The organism is Mycobacterium malmoense (assembly GCF_019645855.1).
In the GTDB taxonomy this organism is placed as follows: domain Bacteria; phylum Actinomycetota; class Actinomycetes; order Mycobacteriales; family Mycobacteriaceae; genus Mycobacterium; species Mycobacterium malmoense.
This window is the reverse complement of record NZ_CP080999.1, coordinates 2,292,659-2,315,660: the sequence shown is the minus strand read 5'-3', so window position 1 is coordinate 2,315,660 and position 23,002 is coordinate 2,292,659. Positions and strand designations below refer to the sequence as shown.

Below are 23,002 nucleotides of genomic sequence, written 5' to 3'. Positions count from 1 at the left end.
GCAGACTCGTCCCCGCACGGCAACCGCCTAGCTACCGGGTCCGCCGCGGAATCGGTTCCCGATCCGAATCGCGGGCAGCAGCAGGCTGCGCGGGACGAATCTGCCGCCGGTGCTGACGACCTTGGGCACGACCCCGGGCACCACGCTGCGCCTGCCGGCGAGCATCCCCCCGATCGCGGCTTCGGCCACCTCGTGTGGCGAAACCTGCGCGACGGGAATGCTGAACCGTTCGGCATTGGCGATCTCCGCCCACTCGGTGGGCACCGGGCCCGGGCACAGCACCGTGACCGACACGCCCGTGCCGTGCAGCTCCTCGTGCACGGCTTCGGAGAATGTCTGCACGAAAGCCTTGGTGGCCGAATACACCGCCATGTAGGGCATCGGCTGGAACCCAGCGATCGACGCGATGTTCATCACCGCCCCCGCGCCCCGTTCGACCATGCCGGGCAGGGCGGCATGGGTCAGTTCCATCAACGCCAGCGCGTTGAGGGTGACCTCTTCGCTCTCGCGTTCCAGCGGCAGCGTATGGAAGACCCCGCTGGTGCCGAAACCGGCGCTGTTGCACAGCCCGGCGATCGGTTCGTTGCGAAGCCGGTCCGCCAGTTTTGCGCGGGCCCCGCCGTCGCCGAGGTCCAGCGGCATCACCTCGACGGCGACCGTGTACTCCTCGCCCACCTCGTTGGCCAGCTCGTCGAGACGCTCGCGGCGCCGCGCGACCAGGAGCAGCGGAAAGCCGCGACGGGCCAGGCCGCGAGCCAGTTCGGCGCCGATACCGGATGAGGCGCCGGTGATGACGACGGTGGTCTGATTGTCGGGTTTCGGAAGGCTCATGGTGTCACCAATGTATCCCGCGGGTCGCCCGCACGAAGGTCTCGCTTCGGCTGTCGAAAGACGCTGCATCGCTGGCGGATTCGCCGCCCTTGGCGGCGTTGGAGTCGTCGAACATGGCAAACGCGCGGTTGCGCACGCGGTCCATGACGGCCGGGTTGACGGCGTCGGCGACGGCGGCGAATTGCCCGAACGGCGAGCTGGCTCGGCGGGGCCGGTGCACGATGGCGTCCGTGATCACGCCGGCCGCCTGATCCGGCGTCAGCGCCGGGAACTTGTCATACATCGTGGTCGGGCTGATCATCGGGGTGCGCACCAGGGCCATGTGCACGGTGGTGAATCGCACGTTGTCGTTGACGGTTTCGGCCTGCAGCGCGTCGCACAGGCTGTCCAGCGCGGCCTTGCTGGCGATGTAGGCGCCGAAGCGCGGTGCGCGGGTTTGCACGCCGACCGAGGAGACGTTGACGATCTGCCCGAAGCCGCGTTCCCGCATCCCGGGGACGAACTTGAGGATGAGCTGGACCGCGCCGAGGTAGTTCAGTTGCATGGTCCGCTGGTAGTCGTGGATGCGGTCGTAGGACAACTCCAGCGAGCGTCGAATTGACCGGCCCGCGTTGTTGATCAGGATGTCGACGCCGCCGAGGTCGTCGAGCACCTGGTCGGCCATCGCGGCGATGGCGTCCATGTCGGACAGGTCGCACGGGTACACGTGGGCCGCACCGCCGTCGCCGCGGATCTGGTCGGCCACCTTTTCGAGGTTTTCCCGGGTGCGGGCGACCAGGACCACCACCCCGCCCGCCGATGCGATCTTCTTGGCGGCGGCCTCGCCGATGCCCGACGACCCGCCGGTGATGAGGATGGTCTTGCCCTGCACGGCATCGCTGAGCGTGCGGCCCTGCACCGCGTCGAGCACATTCCTCAGATAAAACGGTCGATACCGCCCAGCCGAGTTGGGGGTGTTGATGATGTTGGAGACCGCCGCGAACGGCTTTTCCACCAAGTTCGTTAAGTCACCAAGGTTCATCGGCTTTCGCTCCTGACGATGTTCGTCCCCCGACCGCGGGCGCCAGGTCTAGGTGATGTGACGTGGGTCATAGGCCCAACCTAGGACATCGGTCGGCCACCCGATGCGGATTGCGATTATGCGAACGGCGTCCCGCGCCTCACACGCGATCAACGTTGCGGCCACTTGAAGGCAATCCGCTTGTTACACAGGGTAATACGCGTGTGATCACGCACTAACCGACGGGCAACGCCTAAATGTTCCAATCGGTGTTATGAAAATGCTGGCGCGCTTCCGCACACCCGAGCCGACCACGATCTATGACCGGATCGGCGGGCACGAGGCCATCGAAGTCGTCGTCGAGGACTTCTACGTTCGTGTGCTTGCCGATGATCAACTCTCCGGCTTTTTCACCGGGACGAATATGAACCGCCTCAAGGGCAAACAGGCCGAGTTCTTTGCCGCCGCCCTCGGCGGGCCCGAGCCGTACTCAGGCGCGCCGATGAAACAGGTGCATGAGGGCCGCGGCATCACCATGCACCACTTCAGCCTGGTGGCCGGGCACTTGGCCGCCGCGCTCGCCGCCGCCGGGGTCGCCTCCTCGACGGTGACCGACATTATCGGTGCCATCGCGCCGCTGGCTCCCGAGATCGTGTCCGCCGAGACCACCAAGGTCTGAGCGCTGGTCACCGCTATGACGATTGCGGCCACGCTCGATCGACACGTTGGCGAGAATGCTATGCATGTCTCGCACATTCGAAGATCTGGTGGCCGAAGCCGATTCGGTGTCCGTTGACGGCTGGGACTTCTCGTGGCTCGACGGCCGCGCGACCGAGGAAAGGCCGTCCTGGGGCTATCAACGCCTGATGAGCCAGCGGTTGGCCACCGCGTCGGCCGCCTGCGACATCGATACCGGTGGCGGGGAGGTGCTGTCGGGTGCCGCGCAATTCCCGCCCACGATGGCCGCGACGGAATCGTGGCCGCCCAACGCCGCGCTGGCCACCAAACTCTTGCATCCGCGTGGCGTGGTGATCGTGGTGACTCGCGACGAGGCATGGCTACCCTTCGCCGATGAGGCGTTCGACCTGGTGATCAGCCGTCATCCGATCGCCGTGCGGTGGAACGAAATCGCCCGGGTGCTGCGGCCGGGCGGCACCTATTTCGCGCAGCAGATCGGACCGGCGACGATGTCCGAACTGGTCGAATACTTCATCGGGCCGCAACCACAGAAATGGGCCGAGTTTCACCCCGACACCGTGAGCGCGCAGGCCGCGGCCGCGGGGATGGAGATTGTCGATCTGCGGATGGAGCGGATGCGGGCCGAGTTCTTCGACATCGGCGCGGTCGTTTACTTCCTGCGCAAGGTGGTCTGGTCGGTGCCGGACTTCACGGTGCGGCGCTACCGTGACCGGCTGCGGGAGCTGCATGAGCGCATCGAGGCCGACGGACCGTTCGTCACTTACTCGACCCGGGTCCTCGTCGAGGCCCGCAAGCCGGAGTGATCAGCCCTCGTCGCGCAGCACGTCCAGCGCGTGCTGCAGATCGGGCGGATACGGGCTGACGATCTCCATCCGCCTGCCGTCGGCCGGATGGGCGAAGGCCAGCGAGCGTGCGTGCAGCCATTGGCGTTGCAGCCCAAGACTTTTCGCCAGTTTCGGGTCGGCCCCGTAGACGAGGTCGCCGCAGCACGGGTGATGCAGGGCGGAGAAATGCACCCGGATCTGGTGGGTGCGGCCGGTTTCCAGGTGTACGTCGAGCAGGCTGGCGGCGACGAAGGCTTCCAGGGTGTCGTAGTGCGTGAGGCTATGCCGGCCGTCCTTGGTGACCGCGAACTTCCACTCGCCGCCGCGGTGCCGCCCGATCGGCGCGTCGATCGTCCCGCTGGACGGATCCGGATGCCCCTGCACCAGCGCGTGATAGCGCTTGTCGACGGTGCGCTGCTTGAACGCCCGCTTGAGCACGGTGTACGCGCGCTCGGACAGCGCCACCACCATCACCCCGGACGTGCCGACGTCGAGGCGATGCACGATGCCCTGCCGCTCGGGCACGCCCGAGGTGGTGATCCGGTACCCGGCGGCGGCCAGGCCGCCGAGCACCGTCGGCCCGGTCCAGCCCACCGACGCGTGCGCGGCCACCGCCGCCGGTTTGTCGACCGCGACGATGTCGTCGTCGGAGTACAGGATCGTCATGCCCTCGATGTCGACGGGCGTGTTCTGCAGCGGGGCCGGCGCCTCGGGCAGGTGCACCTGCAACCACGCCCCGGGCGTCAGCCGGTCGGATTTTCCCGCCTGCGCCCCGTCGAGTTCGACGCCGCCGTTTTCGGCCAGCGCCGCCGCGGCGCTGCGCGACAGCCCCAACAGGCGCGCCAGCCCCGCGTCGACACGCATGCCCGCCAATCCCTCCGGGACGGGCATCGAGCGGTGAGTCATCAGCGCTGGTTGGCCTTCCGCCGGCCGCGAGCCTCCCCGCCGGTCCTGCGCCGGCCCACGGTGTCGAAGTCGTAGCCGAAAATCGACAGCACCACGAGCAGGATCGCCCCGCCGACCACCGAGGGGTCGGCGACGTTGAACACCGGCCACCAGCCGACCGACAAGAAGTCCACGACATGACCGCGCAGCGGCCCGGGCGCCCGGAAGAAGCGATCGACCAGGTTGCCCATGGCGCCGCCGAGGATCATCCCGAGGCCCACCGCCCACCACGGCGACACCAACCGCCGCCCCATCCAGAAGATGCCGACGACCACACCCGTCGCGATCAACGTCAGCACCCAGGTGTATCCGGTGGCCATCGAGAACGCCGCGCCCGAATTGCGCACCAACGTCCAGGTGACCGTGTCCCCGATGATCGATACCGGCTGGCCCGGCGGCAGCAGCTTGACGGCAAGCACCTTGGTCACGATGTCGAGGGCCAGCACCACCGCCGCGACCGACAGCAGCAGCCGCAACCGCCGCGGAGGAGATTCCCGCGGCCCCCGTGGCGCCGTGGCCGCGGGTTCGATGGATTCCATGGGCCCCATGGGTTCTAGAGCCTCCCCGGCTGACGTCACCGGCTCGGCCGGTCCGGTTGGTTCCTCGGGCACTCCCACATCATCCCCTAACGCGGACGACGCCTCGCCGGAGCCCACGAGCGGCGTGCGCAATGATTTCCACCATGGCCCGCCTCACCGTTATCGCCACCGGAGGAACGATATCGACCGGCACCGACGCCGACGGGGTGCGCCGGCCGGCCTACAGCGGGGCGGATCTGACAGCACCAGTTGGCAAGGGTCTCGACGTCGACGTCGTCGACCTGATGGCACTCGACAGCTCGCAGCTGACCCCGGCCGATTGGGATCGGATGCGCGGTGCCGTGCACGCCGCGATCGACGGCGGCGCCGGCGGTGTGGTCATCGCCCACGGCACCGACACCATGGAAGAGACTTCGCTGTGGCTGGATCTGACCTACGCCGGCACCGTACCGGTCGTCTTGACCGGCGCGATGCGCAGCGCCGACGCCCCCGACGCCGACGGTCCGGGCAACCTGCGCGACGCGCTGGCGGTGGCGGCCAGCCCGTCCGCCGGTGGCCTGGGTGTCCTGGTGTGTTTCGCCGGCCGAGTGTTGCAGCCGCTGGGCCTGCGCAAGGTGGCTACCGAGGACCTGAGCGGCTTCGCCGGCGCGCCGCTCGGCACGGTGGACGGCGGCGTGACGCTGACGGGCGCCAAGACGCGGCCGTACGTCGGCGATGTCCGAGCCGCCGACGCACCGCGGGTCGACATCGTCGCGGCCTACCTGGGAAGTGACGCCGTGGCCCTTGATGCGTGTGTGGCCGCCGGCGCGCGAGCCGTCGTGCTGGAGGCTCTCGGCTCGGGCAATGCCGGAGACGCGGTGGTCGACGGGGTGCGGCGCCACTGCGCCAATGGAGTCGCGGTCGCGGTGTGCACCCGCGTCCCCGGCGGACGGGTCGGCGCGAGCTACGGTCCCGGGCACGACCTGCAGGAGGCCGGGGCGGTGATGGTGCCGCGGCTGCCGCCGCCGCAGACCCGGGTGCTGCTGATGGCCGCTCTGGCCGCGAACCTACCCGTCGCCGACGTCATCGCCCGCTGGGGCTAATAGGGCCTCAGCCTGCAGGGCACCGACGTAGTCTGGCCAGTCCAGGGAGTCGACCGGGTTGGCGCCGGTCAGCTCGCCGGTATCGGCGGAGAACGTCCGCGCCTGCCCCGGGCCCGAACTGCGGGTCTCGAACCGCACGGTGACCACCCCGTGGCCCGCGCCCTGCACCCAGCCGTGCCCAAGTTCGCGGTGGGTTATGTCATCTCCGACCCGCCACCCCGCGTCGCTGTGCACCGGCGGCAGCGCCTGGACCGCCTGGTGGTCCTCCTGCGATTCCAGCGCCGTCAGCTCCAGGTCCGGGAACAGTGACTCCTGGCGCACGTCGCTCAATCCCGAAAACCCCACGCCGAGAAGGCGAATGGGCCCGATCTCGCGCGGGTCCAGCAGCAGCCGCCGGGCCACCGCGATGAGCGCGGCGGCCTCGGTCGTCGCGTAGGGCAACGTCGCCGAACGGGTCAGCGTGCTCATGTCCGACTTCTTCACCTTCACCGTGACGGTGCGGGCGCCACGGCCGTCGCGCAGCAGGCGTTGATGCGCATGCTCGGCGATCGGGTCGATCGCCTCACGCAGCTGTTCCAGGTTGGTCAGGTCGACGGCGAAGGTGGACTCGGCGCTGATCTGCTTCGCCTCGGCGCGCTCGGCGACGGGGCGGTCGTCGACACCGCGGGCCAGGCGATGCAGCGCCGGACCCACCGTCGCGCCCAGGATGTTGGCCACCTCGGCGTCGGTCAGCGCGGCCAGCTGCCCGATCGTCTCGATGCCGAGCCGATTCAGCTTGTCCTCGGCGACCGGGCCGATGCCCCACAGCCGCCGCACCGGCAACCCGCCGAGCAGCAACCGTTCTTCGGCGCGCCGGACCACCCGAACGCCGTCGGGCTTGGCCAGGCCGGACGCGATCTTGGCGATCTGTTTGCCTGAGCCCGCGCCGACGGAGGCTATCAGCCCGGTCTCTTCCCGAACCCGTCGCCGCAGGCCCTCGCAGAACGCCTCGACATCCTCGGCGGACGCCCCGGCGAGTTGGGGCGGTTCGCCGAAACCCTCGTCGTGGGACAGTTGCTCGACGACGGGCATCAGGCGTCGGACGGTGTCGAAGACCCGGCGGCTGGCCACCCCGTACACCAGACCGCGCGGCGGCAAAACCACCGCGGTCACGCCGATCAGACGACGGGCCTGATGCATCGGCATGGCCGATCGCGCGCCGAACACCCGCGCCTCATAGCTGGCGCCGGCCACCACGCCGCGGCCACCCAGGCCGCCGACCAGCACCGGCCGCCCCCGCAGGGTCGGTCGGGTGAGTTGTTCGACGGAGGCGAAGAACGCGTCCATGTCGAGGTGCAGCACCCAGCGGGACTCCACACTTGCCGATGCTATTGGTCTAACGTCGTTCGATATGGCCATGAACCTCTGCCACCGCTGGTGCTGCAGCTCGGACCGCTGGGTGAAGCAGGTCGAAGACCAGCTTTTGCCGTGGGCGCTCGCCGACGTGGACCTCGGCGAGAACACCCTCGAGATCGGACCCGGCTACGGCGCCTTTCTGCGGGTGCTGGTCGACAAGACGCCCAAGCTCACCGCGGTCGAGATCGATGCCCCCATGGCGGAGCGGCTGCAGCGGCTCTACGGCGACCGGGCGCGCATCATCAACGGCGACGGCACCGACACCGGATTGCCGTCCGGCGAGTTCAGCTCCGTGGTGTCGTTCACCATGCTGCACCACGTCCCGACCGCGGAGCTCCAAGACCGGCTGTTCGCCGAGGCCTTCCGGGTGCTTCGACCCGGCGGGGTCTTCGCCGGCAGCGACGGCGTGCCGTCGTTGACGTTCCGAATCCTGCACTTCCGCGACACCTGCAACCCCGTCCCTCCGGAGGCGTTGCCGGATCGCTTGCGCGCGGCCGGATTTGACGACGTCGACGTCGAAGTGCGCACCGGCAGGCAGCGCTGGCGGGCGGTCAAACCCTAGCCGCGAGACTGTAACTAGCGACCGCGTCTCTTGCGAAATGCGTCGCCAGTTACAGTCTCGCGGTCAGAGGCGGCGGCGCGCAGCGCGCGCCGGGCGCGGTCCACAATCACGTCCGGCCGGTGCCGCAGCAGGTCGGCGCTGACCCGGACCAGGCGCCACCCTCTCCGCTCCAATTCGGCCGTGCGCTCGATGTCGTTGGCTCGGATACGCGGGTCGGTCCAGTGTTGTGGGCCGTCGTATTCCACGCCGACGAGCCACTGCTCCCAACCCATGTCGATGCGAGCCAGCACGGCGCCCCACATATTGCGCACCACGATCTGCGTCTGCGGCCTGGGCAGACCCCCGCGGATCAGAACGAGCCTGGTCCGTGTCTCCTGCGGCGACTCGGCGCCGGCGTCGACGAGGGGCAATACCCGTCGCAACTGCTTCATGCCCCGAGCGCCGCGGTGCGCGGTGATCAGCGGCCGCACATCCCCGGCGGTGACACCGGTAGCCCGCGCCAGATCATCAATCCGGATGACAGCGGCCGTCAACCCCGGTTGCCGGCCGAGGTCGAAGGCGGTACGGGCGGGCGAAGTGACCGGCACGCCATCGACGTTCGTGGTCTCGCCCGCTAGCAAGGTGTCGTTGCGGGTGAGGATAAACGGTGGAGGACGTGTGCGATCGCATACCAGTTCGGCTGGCGTGTGGGGATCGATCCACTTCGCGCCGAGAAGCGCGGCCGCGGAGGTACCGGCCACCACCGCTTCCTTCCCCGCCCACAGCCACGCGGCAATCGCACGATCCCGCGCGGTCAGTTCGCTGCCACGCCGTTGGTACACATTGCGGTAGATCCGTGTGCACGAGCGCCGCAGCTCACGCTCGGTGCACGCTCCCGCGCGAACCGCCTCAGTGCCGACGAATGGTGTCCCCGTCCCCATGGCCGCAGACTGCCACGCCCCTCCGACACGCCGCGAAACTGTAACTGCCGACGGCTCCTCTCGAGAAACGCGTCGTGGAATACAGTTTCGCGGCTAACCGGCTCAGGTTTTGGCGATGCTCACCCGGACGCCGTCGCCGATCGCGACGGCGTCCGCCGGCTCGCCGAATTCGAAACTGGTGGCGAGTATCTCCCCCGCGATCAAGTCGCGGTGGGTGCGCGCCCAGTCGACGCGCTCGGCGGGCACCGACATCACCACGCTGATGCGATCGGACACGTCCAGCCCCGTCGACTTGCGCAGTTCCTGCAGCTCGCGGATCCGGTCCTTGGCCCAGCCCTCGGCTTCGAGTTCTGGAGTCACCGTGCCGTCCAACACCACCACGCCGGTCCCGTCGGGCAGCGCCGCGGTGAATTCCGGGTCGGCGGCGACCAGCCGCGAGCTGTACTCCTCGGGCCGCAGCACTACGGGCCCCGCGGTCAGGGTGCCGTCCGGGTTGACGACGCCCTCGCCGGCCTTGACCGCCCTGATGGCGGCCTGCACGTCCCTGCCCAGCCGCGGCCCGGCCACCCGGGCGTTGACGGTGAGTTCGAACCGGCCGTAGGTGTCGATCGCGTCGGTCAGCTCGACGCGCTTAACGTTGAGCTCGTCGGCGATCAGCTCGGCGAACGGCTTCAGCCGCCGCGGGTTCTCCACCGCCACAGTTAGTTTCGGTAGCGGCAGGCGCACCCGCAGCCTGTGCGCCTTGCGCAGCGACGACGCGGCCGAGCACACCTCGCGGACCTGATCCATCGCGGCGACCAACTCGGCGTCGGCGGGCATGTCGCCCGACGCGGGCCAGTCGGTTAGATGGACCGACCGCCCAAAGGTCAGGCCCCGCCAGATGATCTCGGTGACCGACGGCAGCAGCGGGGCGGCCAGCCGAGCGGTCACCTCCAGCACGGTGTGCAGGGTGTCGATGGCGTCGGCGTCCTCCTCCCAGAACCGCGAACGCGACCGCCGCACATACCAATTCGTCAGCGCCTCGGTGAACTGGCGCAGCTGCTCGCAGGCCCCGGAGATATCGCAGACCTCCATCGCCGCGGTGAGGTCGTCTCGCAGCACCGCCAGCTTGGCCAGGATGTAGCGGTCCAGCACATGCGGCGAATCGGCGCGCCAGGCACCGACTTTCGGCGCGTAGAGGGCCAGGAAGCTGTAGGCGTTCCACAGCGGCAGCAGCACCTGGCGCACACCCTCGCGGATCCCCTGCTCGGTGACGATCAGGTTGCCGCCACGCAGGATGGGCGACGCCATCAGGAACCACCGCATGGCATCGGAGCCGTCGCGGTCGAACACCTCGGAGACGTCGGGATAGTTGCGCAGCGACTTGCTCATCTTCTGGCCGTCGGAGCCCAGCACGATCCCATGCGCCACACAGGTTTTGAACGCCGGCCGGTCAAACAGCGCGGTGGCCAGCACGTGCAGCGTGTAGAACCAGCCGCGGGTCTGGCCGATGTATTCGACGATGAAGTCACCCGGATAGTGGCCGTCGAACCAATCGGAATTCTCGAACGGGTAGTGCACCTGCGCGTACGGCATCGAGCCCGAGTCGAACCACACGTCGAGCACGTCGGGGATGCGCCGCATCGTGCTGCGACCGGTGGGGTCGTCGGGGTTGGGCCGAACCAGCTCGTCGATGTAGGGCCGGTGCAGGTTGGTGGGCCGCACCCCGAAGTCGCGCTCCAGCTCGTCGAGGCTGCCATACACGTCGATGCGCGGATAGGCGGCGTCGTCCGACTTCCACACCGGAATCGGCGTGCCCCAGTAGCGGTTTCGCGAGATCGACCAATCGCGCGCGCCGGCCAGCCACTTGCCGAACTGGCCGTCCTTGACGTGTTCGGGGTACCAGGTGATCTGCTGGTTGAGTTCGACCATGCGGTCCCGGAATTCGGTGACCGCGACGAACCACGACGACACCGCCCGGTAGATCAGCGGGTTGCGGCATCGCCAGCAGTGTGGGTAGGGGTGCTCGTAGGTTTCGTGCCGCAGCACCACCGCGCCGTTGACCGCCGCCGGGCCACCGCCGTTCTTCAGGTCGCGGATGATCTGGGCGTTGGCGTCAAAGACGTGCTGCCCCTGGTAATCCGGGACGGTGGCGTCGAAGCGGCCCTTGGAATCGACCGGCGTGACCGGCGCGATGCCGGCCGCCTCCGAGACCGCCATGTCGTCCTCGCCGTAGGCCGGCGCCATGTGCACGATCCCGGTGCCGTCCTCGGTGGTCACGAAGTCGCCCGGGAGCACCCGAAATGCCTTGGGCGAGTCCATGAAATACGGGAACGGCGGCAGATAACGCATGCCGAGCAGGTCGGCGCCGCGATAGGTGCCCAGTATCTCGGGCTGTTCGCCCAACTCGCGGGCGTAGGCGCCCAGCCGGGCCTCGGCCAGCACGAAACGACGATCGCCCGCCCGGACCACGACGTAGGTCACCTCCGGATTGACGGCGACCGCGAGGTTCGACGGCAGCGTCCACGGCGTCGTCGTCCACACCAGCAGGTAGGCACCATCCACCGGGCCGCCCACCACTTGGAAACCGACGGTCAGAGCCGGGTCCTGGCGGCTTTGGTAGACGTCGTCGTCCATCCGCAATTCGTGGTTGGAAAGCGGGGTTTCGTCGCGCCAGCAGTACGGCAGCACCCGATAGCCCTCATAGGCCAGGCCTTTGTCCCACAGCTGTTTGAACGCCCAGATCACCGACTCCATGTAGGGCGGATCGAGCGTCTTGTAGTCGTTGTCGAAGTCGACCCAGCGCGCCTGGCGCGTCACGTACGCCCGCCATTCGTCGGTGTAGCGCAACACCGATTCGCGGCAGGCTTCGTTGAAGGCGGCGATCCCCATGTCGTCGATCTGGGACTTGTCGGTGATGCCCAGCTGGCGCTCGACTTCCAGTTCGGCCGGCAGCCCATGGGTGTCCCAACCGAAGCGGCGCTCCACCTTGTAGCCGCGCATGGTGCGGTAGCGCGGAACGATGTCCTTGACATAGCCGGTGAGCAGGTGGCCATAGTGCGGCAGCCCGTTGGCGAACGGCGGACCGTCGTAGAACACATACTCCGGGGCGCCGTCGCGGCGGGCGATGCTGGCCCGGAAGGTGTCGTCACGGGCCCAGTAGTCAAGAACCTCGAGCTCGAGCTGCGGAAAGTCGGGCGCCCCGACGGCCGGCTTCGGATAGGCCTTGACTTCGGCGTTATCGGTCACCACGTGCGTCGTCTCCTGCGCCCAATTCCATGCTCAGGCCGGGGACGACGACGCGCGACCTGCGCGAGCGCCGCGGTACCACCCCGCTTGCCGCGCTTTCGCGTGGCCGCTCATTGAGGGCTGTGACGGGCCTACCCGTTCGGTTCTACTGAGCCAGGCTGGCTGTTCTTCCGAAGGCTCCCCGGTGATAGCCGGATCGATGCCAGTGTGTCGATTCTACTGAAGCACCGCAAAAAGGCTCCGAGGGGTTACCTGGCCGCAGGGCCGCCCTGCAGCCGGATAACCCCTCGGGGCTGCTCCCTGCCCACCGGACTAAGCCCGGACTTCGAGCAGACCAACCCGCCACAGCGCCGCGTACACGTGACGCACGGCGATGCTCAGCAGATGAGCGGCGCCATCCACCAGCGGGTCGCTGATGACGATGGTCCGACCCTCGACGCGAGCCGTCGCCTTCTTGGGCGCGGGGGCCTGAGTCGGGGCTGCATCGCGCACCACCGTGAGCTTGGGGGCGGGCGCTACGGCCACCACTTCGTCGTACAAAACTGCGGTCATGATCGCCTCCTAGAGGGAATACCAAACGAGCACTGAATGGACTGACGTGTCCCGTCCCGCAGTGGTTCCGATCCCAGAACGCTTGGCCGCGAAGCCAATGAGCGCTAAAACGACTCAGCTGAGAACGTCGTGCCGGAGACCGGATCGGGACGAAACAAAGCTCGGACTTCGGTCCGGACTGTCGCTGGAACTCATACGTCCCTCACCTCCTCAACGGTCGCGACGCGTGCGATTGCCCGCACGAGCTGTGCACACCAAAAGGAGTACAGAAACCGACGACCGTCGGCGATCCGCACCCCTCTCGTCAGAGCTTTGGCACTGCATGACGTGTCCGGTTATCCCGGAAGCCACCTGGGCTCAACCCTTAAGCCGGGAAGAGCTGTCCTGACCCGGGGCGTCTTTGGACGTTCGGGGTCAGTGGCCTGTATTCGTGCAGACGCCTCACCTAACGAGGTGCATACGCCACCGATAATGCACGACGGGTATGACGCGGTCAATGCGATCCGTCCCGTGTTTCGGAATTTTTATGTATTTACTACGAGCACACACAGCTTTTAACCAGCTTCAGCGCCAGACCTGCGCACATGGGTTAGACGCGCGGGCGCGGCCCGCGTCAAGCACCGGCGCGACGACGAAGTCGGCCGCCGGCGAGTCGGGCTGGTCACTTATCGACCAGGCCCTCGAGCCGCCCGATGGTGTCGATGAACTCCTCGACCATGTCGAGCACCACCGAGCGCGTAGGGCGCACCCGGTCGAGTGAGCCGACCACTTGACCGACGAAGTAGGTCGCCAGCTCGCGAGCCTTGGCGCCCTGGTGGCCGGCCGCCTGGTTGATGCGCACCTGCGAGTCGGTGATCAGCGCGGTCTGCAGCGGCATGCCGAGGGGGTCGGGGGTGTCCGGCCGGTCCCACTCGTCGGTCCAGGCCGTGCGCAGCATCCGCGCCGGCTTACCGGTCATCGACCGCGACCGCACCGTGTCCGAGGAGCTGGCGGCCAAAAACTTCTCCTTGACCACGGGGGCCGTCTCCGCCTCTTCGGTGGTCAGCCACACCGATCCGCACCACACGCCCTCGGCACCCAGGGCCAGGGCCGCGGCCACCTGGCGGCCGCGGGCGATCCCGCCCGCGGCCAGCACGGGCGTCGGCGAGACGGCATCTACGACCTCGGGGACCAACACCATGGTGGCCACCTCGCCGGTGTGGCCGCCGGCCTCGGTGCCCTGGGCGACGATCAGGTCGACACCGGCGGCCGCGTGCCGCCGCGCGTGTTGCGTGGTGCCGGCCAGCGCGGCCACCAGCACGTCGTGGTCGTGGGCCCGCGCGACGAGGTCGGCCGGGGGCGGCCCGAGCGCGCTGGCGATCAGCCGAATGTTGTGGCCAAAGGCCACGTCGAGCAGCGGCTCGTAGCCCTTGGGCGAGATGTTGAGGCCGCCGAACGACGCGCGGGGCTCGTCGGCGGGCGCCGCGATGCCGTAACGGCTCAGCAAATCGTCCAAGAAGGCGCGGTGCTCCTCGGGCAGCAATTCCCGGGCCTGCTCGGCGTCGATCCCTCCCCGCTCGGCGCCGACGTACTTGGGCGGCAACAACAGATCGACCCCATAGGGTTTGCCACCGGTCTGCTCCTCGATCCAGGTCAGCTCGCTTTCCAGCCGTTTGGGGCTGTGCGCGACGGCACCGAGGATTCCGAACCCGCCCGCGTTGGTCACGGCAGCCACCACGTCGCGGCAGTGGCTGAACGCGCAGATTGGGAATTCAACGCCGAGCAGTTCGGCGACCCTGGTTCGCATTGGCCGACGCTAAGAGTTATTGACTGATATGTCAATCGATTACGGCGATCCGCGATACTCGCCGCCACGAGCGCAGGCTCGGTGCCGGCGGCGTCTGGCAGCACCTCTCGAACAGGCCCCGGAGAACCCACGGACCAGAGCTTCTAAGGCGACCGGCCGTCCGGCGGCCAGCTGGATACACCGTCTTCCAACGGGACCCTGAGGCTCTGCAGGATCGACGCGACCATTCGCCATGCGCCGATGGCGGTGACGAGTTCGATGAGAACCGTTGTATCACATTCTAATTCGTGCTCGCAGGCGGCCCAACTCCCGGCGCTTACCGCGCCATCGCGCACCACGTCGTCGGTGGCGGCCAGCACCGCCCGCTCGGTGGGTCCGAACCCGTCGTATGCCCGCCAATCACGCACGCCGAGCAGATCGTCGGCCGTCACGCCCAGTCTCGACGCGACGCGCCAGTGTTGTGTCCACTCGTAGTCGCACGCGGTGAGCCAGCCGATCCGCATGATCACCAGCTCGCGCAACCTCTGGTCGAGGGCGCCGTGCCACAGCATGGTGGCGAGCAGGTCATTGATGGCGCGCGCCAGTTGCGGATGGTTCAGCAACACTTGGAAGATGTTGAGTTCGGCCATGTAGTCGGGCACGGCGGCTTCGTCGGCGGCGGCTTTGGCCTCGTCGACCGGCAGTTTGGGCACCCGGGCTTTCGTCATGGTGTGAGCACTCCGTACTGGCAAGACACCGTCGCGTTCACCGGCCATGCTAGCCAGCAATCCCCCGGAGCCTTCGAGGCGCACGCAGCGCCGGGGCGGGCTTTCGAACCGGCAGCAACCCGAGCCCGGCGGATCAAGCGCGGCAAGGTGGGTGACGACGTCCACGCCGAGGGCACCGGTGGAGCCCAGCTCCTTGAAAACCATCGTGTTCGGCGAAAGGCCCCAAGCGCCGGCGCCGTACCCCGGGGGTGCCGGTGACAACGACGGCTCCACCCGGACGTGCTAAACGCGGTCGACCGCGTGAATACCGTTGGCGCCCTAGAGGTTAGATCGACGATGGGTCGGTCCCCGCCGAACCGCTCGGCCAGCGGCAACCGGTCGGTATCGCGCGACCCGAACCCAGTGATCATCACGAACCCGGCACCGGTCTCTAGCGACAACGTCGCCCGGCTCGGTGGCGTGAAACCGTTACACCCCAACCTATTTCAGCGCCCAACGGGCTAACCACGCCACCACCGTGGACGGGGCCGTGCGCTTCGCAGCGCCGGTAGTCGCCGCAGAGGCAGTTGGCGCATTGGCGACGCGACCAGAACGCCTCGACGCCCCGCCGGGGAACCCACCCGTGTTTGCTGGTGCTCGGTGCGGCACAGTTCGCGGGCGGCCCACTCGCACCAGTGCCGACCGGACGCTCCCGCGAGACCAGATCGCGCGACAACCTCCAAGACCAACGCGCGGGCCGGCGTGACCTCCGACACAGTGGGAACATTACGAACCGGGCCAGTACGCCGTTTCGGCGCGTGCTCCAGCTCACGCGTTAACTCGGGAACACCCGCGTCGAGACGGTCTTCCCGTAGCCGGATCCGCATGCGAGTCAACGGATTCCCGGAAAACGCATCATGCAGCGCGCCCACGCGATGATGCTGCGCTTCGGTGCCAGTAACGGGCCAGTAGCCGAGCCCGCATCTAGTTGGAACTCGACATGCGATCTTATAGATTTCAACGATTCTGCGTCGCGATTTCGCCAAACCGCCTAGCATGGCCTGATTAGGCATATCGGCGCAGCACGGCTCGTCTAATTGTTCTCTGCCTGGCTCTTTTCGGGGTTGGGCCCGTTCGTAGCGCCCTGAATAGTCGCCTCACGTCTACCGCGGTATGCATCGATCATGACGCGTGGAACGAGCCGCACGCCGTTGCATCACCTCGCGTTTGAACCGGCAGACGGGGACGCGCGGCCCAAAATGGCGGACAGCCTTGGCAGACAGCGCCTCTGGCAGGGACGTTGCGACGTCGGCCAATCGTCCAAAAAGTATGTGACCGACCTATCGATCGGGCCTTACGTCAGCTGCCACTCATTTGGAGCCTGTTAATTTTTTGTACGTCCGCACGATTTTTCCACGCGGGCCGAGCTAAGCGGCTACGCTGCTGATCGCGTCAAGTTCTTGGGGAGGGCTTCGAAACTGGGGGGCGGTGGGTTGCATGTGTGATGCTGCGGGGTCCTCAGCGCGCACCGAAAATTCAGCGATATTTCTCGAAGCCCTGATAAGAGCTTGCAGCAGTGATAGGAACTTCTGCATAAGCAAGGAGAGGTGAAGGACAGTGGATAGGGCAGGCGTTACTCCGGTTGCCGTCATCGGGATGGCGTGCCGGCTGCCGGGGGGCATCAACTCCCCTGACCTCTTTTGGGAAGCGTTGCTGCGGGGCGACGACCTTGTCAAGGAAATTCCCGCCGACCGCTGGGATGTCGACTATTACTACGACCCCGAGCCGGGTGTGCCGGGCCGGTCGGTCTGCAAGTGGGGGGCGTTCCTGGACAACGTCGGCGACTTCGACCCCGAGTTCTTCGGCATCACGGAAAAAGAAGCGACGGCGATGGACCCCCAGCACCGGTTGCTGATGGAAACCGCCTGGGAGGCCATGGAACACGCCGGTCTCACCAAGGACACCATCGCCGGGGAAACGGGCGTTTTCGTCGGATTGAACTACGGCGACTACCAATTCGTGCACGCCGCCACCGACGCCTTCGACGGACCGTACGGCAACCCCGGCACCATCTCCTGCATGGCGTCCGGGCGGATCGCATACGCGCTCGGGCTCCACGGTCCCGCCGCCACGGTGGACACCGCATGCTCTTCTGGCTTGTTCGCGATCCACCAGGCCTGCCGCAGCCTGAGCGACGGAGAGAGCAACCTGGCGTTTGCCGGCGGGGTCAACGTAATGATGGAACCGCGCAGGTCCGCCTCGGCGTCGGCGGGGGGCATGCTGTCCGGGACCGGGCACTGCCATGCGTTCGACGTCAAAGCTGACGGCTTCGTGTCCGGCGAGGGTTGCGTGGTGCTGTTGCTCAAGCGCCTGGCGGATGCCCAGCGGGATGGCGACCGGGTTCTGGCAGTCGTGCGCGGCACGGCCGCCAACCAGGACGGCCACACCATGAACATCGCGATGCCGTCGGGTGAGGCGCAGGCCACGGTCTACCGCGCGGCGCTTACCGCGGCGGGCGTGGACGCCGGCACCGTCGGCATGGTCGAGGCGCACGGCACCGGGACCCCCGTCGGCGATCCGATCGAATATGCCAGCCTTGCCGACGTATACGGCATCGACAACCCCTGCGTGCTCGGGGCCTCGAAGACCAATTTCGGGCACACCCAGGCGGCCGCCGGCGCCCTCGGGCTGATGAAAGCGGTGCTCGCCGTCCAGCACGGTGTGGTTCCCAAGAACCTGCACTTCGAAACCCTGCCCGACGAGATGGCCCGGATTGACACCGGACTCTTTGTGCCGCAAGAAATTACGCCGTGGCCGCTGAACGGCGGGCAACCGCGACGCGCGGCGGTGTCGGCATATGGAATATCCGGTACGAATGTCCACGCCATCGTCGAGCAGGCCCCCGCGCCCCTTTCACCCAACGGCGCCGCAACCAGGCCGGGCCGCGACGGGGCGATGCTGTTCCCGCTGTCGTCCTCGTCGGTCGACGGGCTGCGGGACACCGCCGGCCGGCTCGCCGACTGGGTCGACGCACATGCGGCGGACTTGGCGACGCCGGACCTGGCCTACACCCTCGCTCGCCGGCGCGGGCACCGATCGGTGCGCACCGCCGTGTTGGCCAGCAGCAACGCAGGGCTGGCCGAGGCGCTGCGGGAGGTCGCCAACGGTGACGCACTTCACCAGGAAGTGGTGGGTCAGGAGGAACGCGGTCCGGTTTGGGTGTTCTCCGGACAGGGTTCGCAGTGGGCTGCGATGGGCGCGGACCTGCTGGCCAACGAACCGGCGTTCGCCGCGGCCATCGCCGAGATCGAGCCGCTGATCGCCACCGAATCGGGCTTCTCGGTGACCGAGGTGCTGACCGCACCCGAGAAGGTGACCGGCATCGACCGGGTGCAGCCGACGCTGTTCGCCGTGCAGGTCGCGCTGGCGGCCACGATGAAGTCCTACGGGGTCCGTCCCGGCGCGGTCATCGGCCATTCGATGGGCGAGTCCGCGGCGGCTGTCGTCGCCGGAGCGCTGTCGCTCGAAGACGGGGCGCGGGTCATCTGCCGCCGCTCGCGACTGATGACCAAGATCGCCGGCGCCGGCGCGATGGCGTCGGTGGAACTGCCTGCCCAGCAAGTGCTTTCGGAGCTGATGGCTCGCGGCATCAGCGACGCTGTGGTCGCGGTGGTGGCCTCTCCGCAATCCACCGTGATCGGTGGTGCCACCGAGACGGTCCGCGAGCTGGTAGCGGCGTGGGAGCAGCGCGACGTGCTGGCCCGCGAGGTGGCCGTCGACGTGGCGTCGCACTCGCCGCAGGTTGACCCGATCCTCGACGAGCTTTACGACGTTCTGGCGGAGGTCGAACCGTTGACCCCGGAGGTGCCGTACTACTCGGCCACCTCGTTCGACCCGCGCGAGGAGCCGTACTGCGACGCCAACTACTGGGTGGACAACCTGCGCCACACGGTGCGGTTCTCGGCGGCGGTGCAGGCGGCGCTGGAGGATGGCTATCGCGTCTTCGCGGAGTTGTCACCGCACCCGCTGCTGACCCACGCCGTCGACCAGACCGCCCGCAGTCTCGACATGACCGTGGCGGCGCTGGCCGCGATGCGGCGCGAGCAGTCGCTGCCGCACGGGCTGCGCGGCCTGCTGGGAGACCTGTACGCCACGGGTGCCGCGGTCGATTTCTCCGTCATGTTCCCTGGTGGGCACCTGGTGGACGCTCCGCTGCCGACCTGGAGTCACCGGACATTGCTGTTGAGCCGCGACGGTCACAGCTCCCGCGCGCTGCGTTCCAGCGTCGCGGTTCATCCGCTGATGGGCCAGCACGTGCGCCTGCCCGAGGAGCCCGAACGCCACGTGTGGCAGGCAGAGATCGGCACCGCGACGTTGCCCTGGCTGGCCGATCACCAGGTTCACGGAACGGCCACGCTGCCGGGTGCCGCCTACTGCGAGATGGCGCTGGCCGCGGCCCGCACCGTCTTCGGCGAGGCGTCCGGGGTCCGCGACGTCCGCTTCGAGCAGATGCTGCTTCTCGATGACGAAACCCAAATCAGCCTTACCGCAACCGCGGAGGTGCCCGGCGCACTCACATTCGTGGTGGAGACCAACGAGGACGGCGTGCAGGCACGGCGCGCGTCCGCGGTGTTGCACGAGGTCCAGGACGCGGGGGTCGAGGACCGGCCCGCCACACACGACATCGAGGCCCTGCTGGCCGCGCACCCGAGCCGCCTGGAGGGCGGCGACCTGCGGGACGCCATGGATTTGTGCGGCATCCAATACGGCCCCGCCTTCACCGGCCTGGCCGCCGCCCACACCGCCGAGGGAACCGGCACCACGGTGCTGGCCGAGGTCGGGCTGCCCAGCGTGATCCGGACGCAGCAATCCAGTTACGGCGTACATCCGGCATTGCTCGATGCCTGCTTCCAGTCCGTAGCGGCCCACCCGAGCGTCGCCAACGCCAGCTACGGCGGTCTGCTGTTGCCGCTGGGCGTTTGCGAGCTGCGGGTCTACGGACCGGTCCACACGGCCCGCTACTGCTATTCGCGGGTGACCGCGGCGACCGGCGGAGCCGTCGATGCCGACCTCGACATCCTGGACAAGCACGGCACCGTCCTGCTGGCCGTGCGTGGCCTGCAGATGGGCACCGGCGCCTCACCGACCAGCGAGCGGGCTCGTGTGATGGCCGAACGGTTGCTGGCCGTCGAATGGCAGCAACGGCAGCTGCCCGAGGTGGCCACCGCCGAGACCGGAGCATGGCTGCTGATCAGCACCTCCGACGCCGCCGACCTGGTGGCGACGGCGCTCACCGACGCGATGAAGCTCCACGAGGCGGAATGCAGCACCCTGTCCTGGCCTCACCACGCCGACCATCGGGCACTTGCCGAGCGGCTGCGCGGTCGGATTGAAAAAGGCGGGTTCACCGGTGTTGTCGTGCTCACCGAGCCGAAGAACGGCAACCCGGACGACGAAAGTGCGGTGCGCGGCGGCAATTACGTCCGCCACGCGGTTCGCATCAGCCGCGAATTGGCGGAAATCCCGGGCCAGTCGCCCCGGCTGTACGTCGTCACCAGAAACGCCCAGAAGGTGCTGTCCGAGGACCGTCCCGACCTCGATCAGGGCGGACTCCGCGGCCTGCTCCGGGTGATCGGTGCCGAGCACCCGCACCTGCACACCACCCACATCGACGTTGACGAGCAGACAGGCGCCGAGCAGGTGGTGCGGCAGCTGTTGCTGGCCGGGCCGGAAGAAGACGAGACCGCCTGGCGCAATGACGAGTGGTACACCGCGCGCCTGTGCCCGGCCCCGCTGCGCCCCGACGAGCGGCAATCCACCATCGCGGTCCACGAAAACGACGGAATGCGCATGCAGATCCGGACGCCGGGCGACCTGCAGACCATGGAGTTCGTCGCGTTTGACCGGGTTCCGCCGGGTCCCGGACAGATCGAAGTCGCGGTCACCGCGTCGAGCATCAACTTTGCCGATGTCCTGCTCGCGTTCGGCCGGTACCAGAGCCTCGACGGGATCCTGCCCCAGCTGGGCACCGATTTCGCGGGCGTGGTGACGGCCGTCGGGCCCGACGTCACCAACCACAAGGTCGGCGATCACGTCGGGGGTATGTCACCCAACGGCTGCTGGGCCACGTTCGTCACCTGCGACGCACGCCTGGCCACGCCGCTGCCATCGGGCCTGACCGACGCCCAGGCCGCGGCGGTGACCACCGCGCACGCCACCGCCTGGTATGGCCTGAACGATCTGGCCCGCATCAAGGCCGGCGACAAGGTGCTGATCCACTCCGGAACCGGCGGCGTCGGGCAGGCCGCGATCGCCATCGCCCGGGCGGCGGGGGCCGAGATCTACGCCACCGCTGGCAGCTCACAGCGTCGACAGCTGTTGCGGGACATGGGAATTGAGCATGTCTACGATTCGCGCAGCATCGAATTCGCCGACCAGATCCGCCGCGACACTGACGGCTATGGCGTCGACATCGTGCTCAACTCCGTGACCGGCGCCGCGCAACTCGCCGGGCTCAAGCTGTTGGCGCTGGGCGGCAGGTTCGTCGAGATCGGCAAGCGTGACATCTACGGGGACACCAAGCTCGGCCTCTTCCCGTTCCGTCGCAACCTCGCGTTCTGGGGCGTCGACTTGGGTTTGATGTCGGTCAGCCATCCCCAGCAGGTCAGCGAGTTGCTGAGCACGGTGTACCGGTTGACCGCCGAGGGTGTGCTGCCGATGCCGGAGAGCACGCACTACCCACTTGCGGAGGCGGCCACGGCGATTCGGGTGATGAGCGCGGCCGAACACACCGGCAAGCTCATCCTCGACATCCCGCAGGCCGGACGCAGCAGCGTGGTGCTTCCGCCCGAGCAGGCGCCGGTCTTCCGGCGCGACGGCTCCTACATCATCACCGGCGGTCTGGGCGGCCTGGGGCTGTTCCTCGCCGAGAAGATGGCCGCCGCCGGCGCGGGCCGGATCGTGCTCAGCTCCCGTTCCCAGCCCACGCTAAAGGCTTTGGAGACAATCGAACTCGTCCGTTCGATCGGATCCGACGTGGTGGTGGAGTGCGGCGATATCGCCCAGGCCGACACCGCGGAGCGGTTGGTGGCAACGGCGAGCGCCACCGGGCTCCCGTTGCGTGGTGTGCTGCACGCGGCCGCGGTGGTCGAGGACGCCACCCTGACCAACATCACCGACGAGCTGATCGATCGCGACTGGGCGCCCAAGGTGTACGGCGCGTGGAATCTGCACCAGGCCACCGCCGGTCAGCCGCTGGATTGGTTCTGCTCGTTCTCCTCGGCGGCCGCGTTGCTGGGCTCGCCGGGTCAGGGCGCCTACGCGGCGGCCAACAGCTGGCTGGACGCCTTCACCCACTGGCGGCGCGCGCAGGGCTTGCCGGCCGTCGCGATCGCCTGGGGAGCCTGGAGTGAGATCGGCCGCGGCGCAGGCTTCGCGGAAGGCTCCGGGGCGGCGATCACTCCCGACGAGGGCGCCTACGCGTTCGAGGAGCTGCTGCGCCACGACCGCGCGTACACGGGCTACAGCCCGCTCATCGGGACACCGTGGATAACGTCGTTCGCGGAACGAAGCAAGTTCGTTGAAATGTTCAAGTCCGTGGGGGGAAAGCGTTCGGGCTCAAGCAAATTGCGCGCCGAACTGGCCGAGCTGCCTCTCGACGAGTGGCCCACTCGGCTGCGACGCCTGTTGTCGGAGCAGATCGGTCTAATCCTGCGTCGCAACATCGACGTGGACCATCCGCTGTCCGAATACGGCCTCGACTCGCTGGGCAATCTCGAATTGCGCACGCACATCGAAGCCCAAACAGGGGTACGCATCACCTCTGCCGACATCACCACCGTACGGGGTTTGGCGGATCACCTTTACGACAAGTTGGCGCCGAAAGAGGACGCCACTGCGTAACGAAGATCCTGACAACGGCGAAGTGACCTGTATTGCAGGGGTTGGAATAGA

Annotated in this window: 15 protein-coding genes and 1 riboswitch; of the genes, 5 read left to right on the top strand and 10 right to left on the bottom strand. The window is 67.9% G+C overall.

What is annotated here, in order from left to right; translation table 11 throughout:
* Positions 1–27: 27 nt before the first annotated feature.
* Together K3U93_RS10825 and K3U93_RS10820 are read right to left on the bottom strand one after the other, a co-directional pair.
* Positions 28–831: an SDR family NAD(P)-dependent oxidoreductase gene (locus K3U93_RS10825; protein WP_071510080.1), complete on the bottom strand. Its 804-nt coding sequence runs from the start codon at positions 829–831 to the stop codon at positions 28–30.
* 4 nt (positions 832–835) lie between these two features.
* Complete coding sequence (locus K3U93_RS10820; RefSeq protein ID WP_083011703.1) at positions 836–1,852, bottom strand: SDR family NAD(P)-dependent oxidoreductase; 1,017 nt, start codon at positions 1,850–1,852, stop codon at positions 836–838.
* Between the two features lie 253 nt (positions 1,853–2,105).
* Between K3U93_RS10820 and K3U93_RS10815 the strand changes: the two genes are divergently transcribed.
* Both K3U93_RS10815 and K3U93_RS10810 read left to right on the top strand, forming a co-directional pair.
* Complete coding sequence (locus K3U93_RS10815) at positions 2,106–2,510, top strand: group I truncated hemoglobin (RefSeq protein WP_083011700.1); 405 nt, start codon at positions 2,106–2,108, stop codon at positions 2,508–2,510.
* A gap of 64 nt (positions 2,511–2,574) precedes the next feature.
* On the top strand, positions 2,575–3,333 hold the full coding sequence (locus K3U93_RS10810; protein WP_071510077.1) for a class I SAM-dependent methyltransferase: 759 nt from the start codon (positions 2,575–2,577) through the stop codon (positions 3,331–3,333).
* Here K3U93_RS10810 and K3U93_RS10805 read toward each other — a convergent pair whose 3' ends face one another.
* Together K3U93_RS10805 and lspA are read right to left on the bottom strand one after the other, a co-directional pair.
* A complete protein-coding gene (locus K3U93_RS10805) occupies positions 3,334–4,260 on the bottom strand; it encodes an RluA family pseudouridine synthase (protein WP_083011698.1) in 927 nt (308 codons plus the stop codon).
* Positions 4,260–4,910 carry a signal peptidase II gene (gene lspA, locus K3U93_RS10800; RefSeq protein ID WP_139797148.1) on the bottom strand — a complete coding sequence of 217 codons (651 nt, stop codon included), beginning with the start codon at positions 4,908–4,910 and terminating at the stop codon, positions 4,260–4,262. The genes K3U93_RS10805 and lspA overlap by 1 nt, the downstream gene beginning before the upstream one ends.
* 71 nt (positions 4,911–4,981) lie before the next feature.
* Between lspA and K3U93_RS10795 the strand changes: the two genes are divergently transcribed.
* A complete protein-coding gene (locus tag K3U93_RS10795) occupies positions 4,982–5,920 on the top strand; it encodes an asparaginase (RefSeq protein ID WP_083011739.1) in 939 nt (312 codons plus the stop codon).
* On the opposite strand, the gene K3U93_RS10790 is transcribed toward K3U93_RS10795, so the two are convergent.
* Positions 5,885–7,276 carry a DNA polymerase IV gene (locus tag K3U93_RS10790; RefSeq protein ID WP_083011693.1) on the bottom strand — a complete coding sequence of 464 codons (1,392 nt, stop codon included), beginning with the start codon at positions 7,274–7,276 and terminating at the stop codon, positions 5,885–5,887. The genes K3U93_RS10795 and K3U93_RS10790 overlap by 36 nt on opposite strands.
* 34 nt (positions 7,277–7,310) lie before the next feature.
* Between K3U93_RS10790 and K3U93_RS10785 the strand changes: the two genes are divergently transcribed.
* On the top strand, positions 7,311–7,877 hold the full coding sequence (locus tag K3U93_RS10785) for a class I SAM-dependent methyltransferase (protein WP_083011692.1): 567 nt from the start codon (positions 7,311–7,313) through the stop codon (positions 7,875–7,877).
* 14 nt (positions 7,878–7,891) lie between these two features.
* Here the strand turns inward: K3U93_RS10785 and K3U93_RS10780 are convergent, their stop codons facing one another.
* The 5 genes from K3U93_RS10780 to K3U93_RS10760 all read right to left on the bottom strand — a co-directional run bounded on the left by K3U93_RS10780 (position 7,892) and on the right by K3U93_RS10760 (position 15,070).
* On the bottom strand, positions 7,892–8,797 hold the full coding sequence (locus tag K3U93_RS10780; RefSeq protein WP_083011691.1) for a type IV toxin-antitoxin system AbiEi family antitoxin: 906 nt from the start codon (positions 8,795–8,797) through the stop codon (positions 7,892–7,894).
* Between the two features lie 102 nt (positions 8,798–8,899).
* Positions 8,900–12,025 carry an isoleucine--tRNA ligase gene (ileS, locus tag K3U93_RS10775; RefSeq protein ID WP_083011736.1) on the bottom strand — a complete coding sequence of 1,042 codons (3,126 nt, stop codon included), beginning with the start codon at positions 12,023–12,025 and terminating at the stop codon, positions 8,900–8,902.
* A gap of 312 nt (positions 12,026–12,337) precedes the next feature.
* On the bottom strand, positions 12,338–12,577 hold the full coding sequence (locus tag K3U93_RS10770) for an Rv1535 family protein (RefSeq protein ID WP_071510071.1): 240 nt from the start codon (positions 12,575–12,577) through the stop codon (positions 12,338–12,340).
* Between the two features lie 289 nt (positions 12,578–12,866).
* Positions 12,867–13,037: riboswitch (M-box (ykoK) riboswitch) on the bottom strand.
* Positions 13,038–13,238: 201 nt separating this feature from the next.
* Complete coding sequence (locus K3U93_RS10765) at positions 13,239–14,363, bottom strand: nitronate monooxygenase (protein WP_083011690.1); 1,125 nt, start codon at positions 14,361–14,363, stop codon at positions 13,239–13,241.
* A gap of 143 nt (positions 14,364–14,506) precedes the next feature.
* Complete coding sequence (locus K3U93_RS10760; RefSeq protein WP_083011734.1) at positions 14,507–15,070, bottom strand: carboxymuconolactone decarboxylase family protein; 564 nt, start codon at positions 15,068–15,070, stop codon at positions 14,507–14,509.
* Positions 15,071–16,705: 1,635 nt separating this feature from the next.
* Here K3U93_RS10760 and pks2 point away from each other — a divergent pair.
* The gene (gene pks2 / locus K3U93_RS10755) at positions 16,706–22,951 is read left to right on the top strand and encodes a sulfolipid-1 biosynthesis phthioceranic/hydroxyphthioceranic acid synthase (RefSeq protein ID WP_230981671.1); all 6,246 of its coding nucleotides are present in this window, start codon (positions 16,706–16,708) and stop codon (positions 22,949–22,951) included.
* Positions 22,952–23,002: the final 51 nt, after the last annotated feature.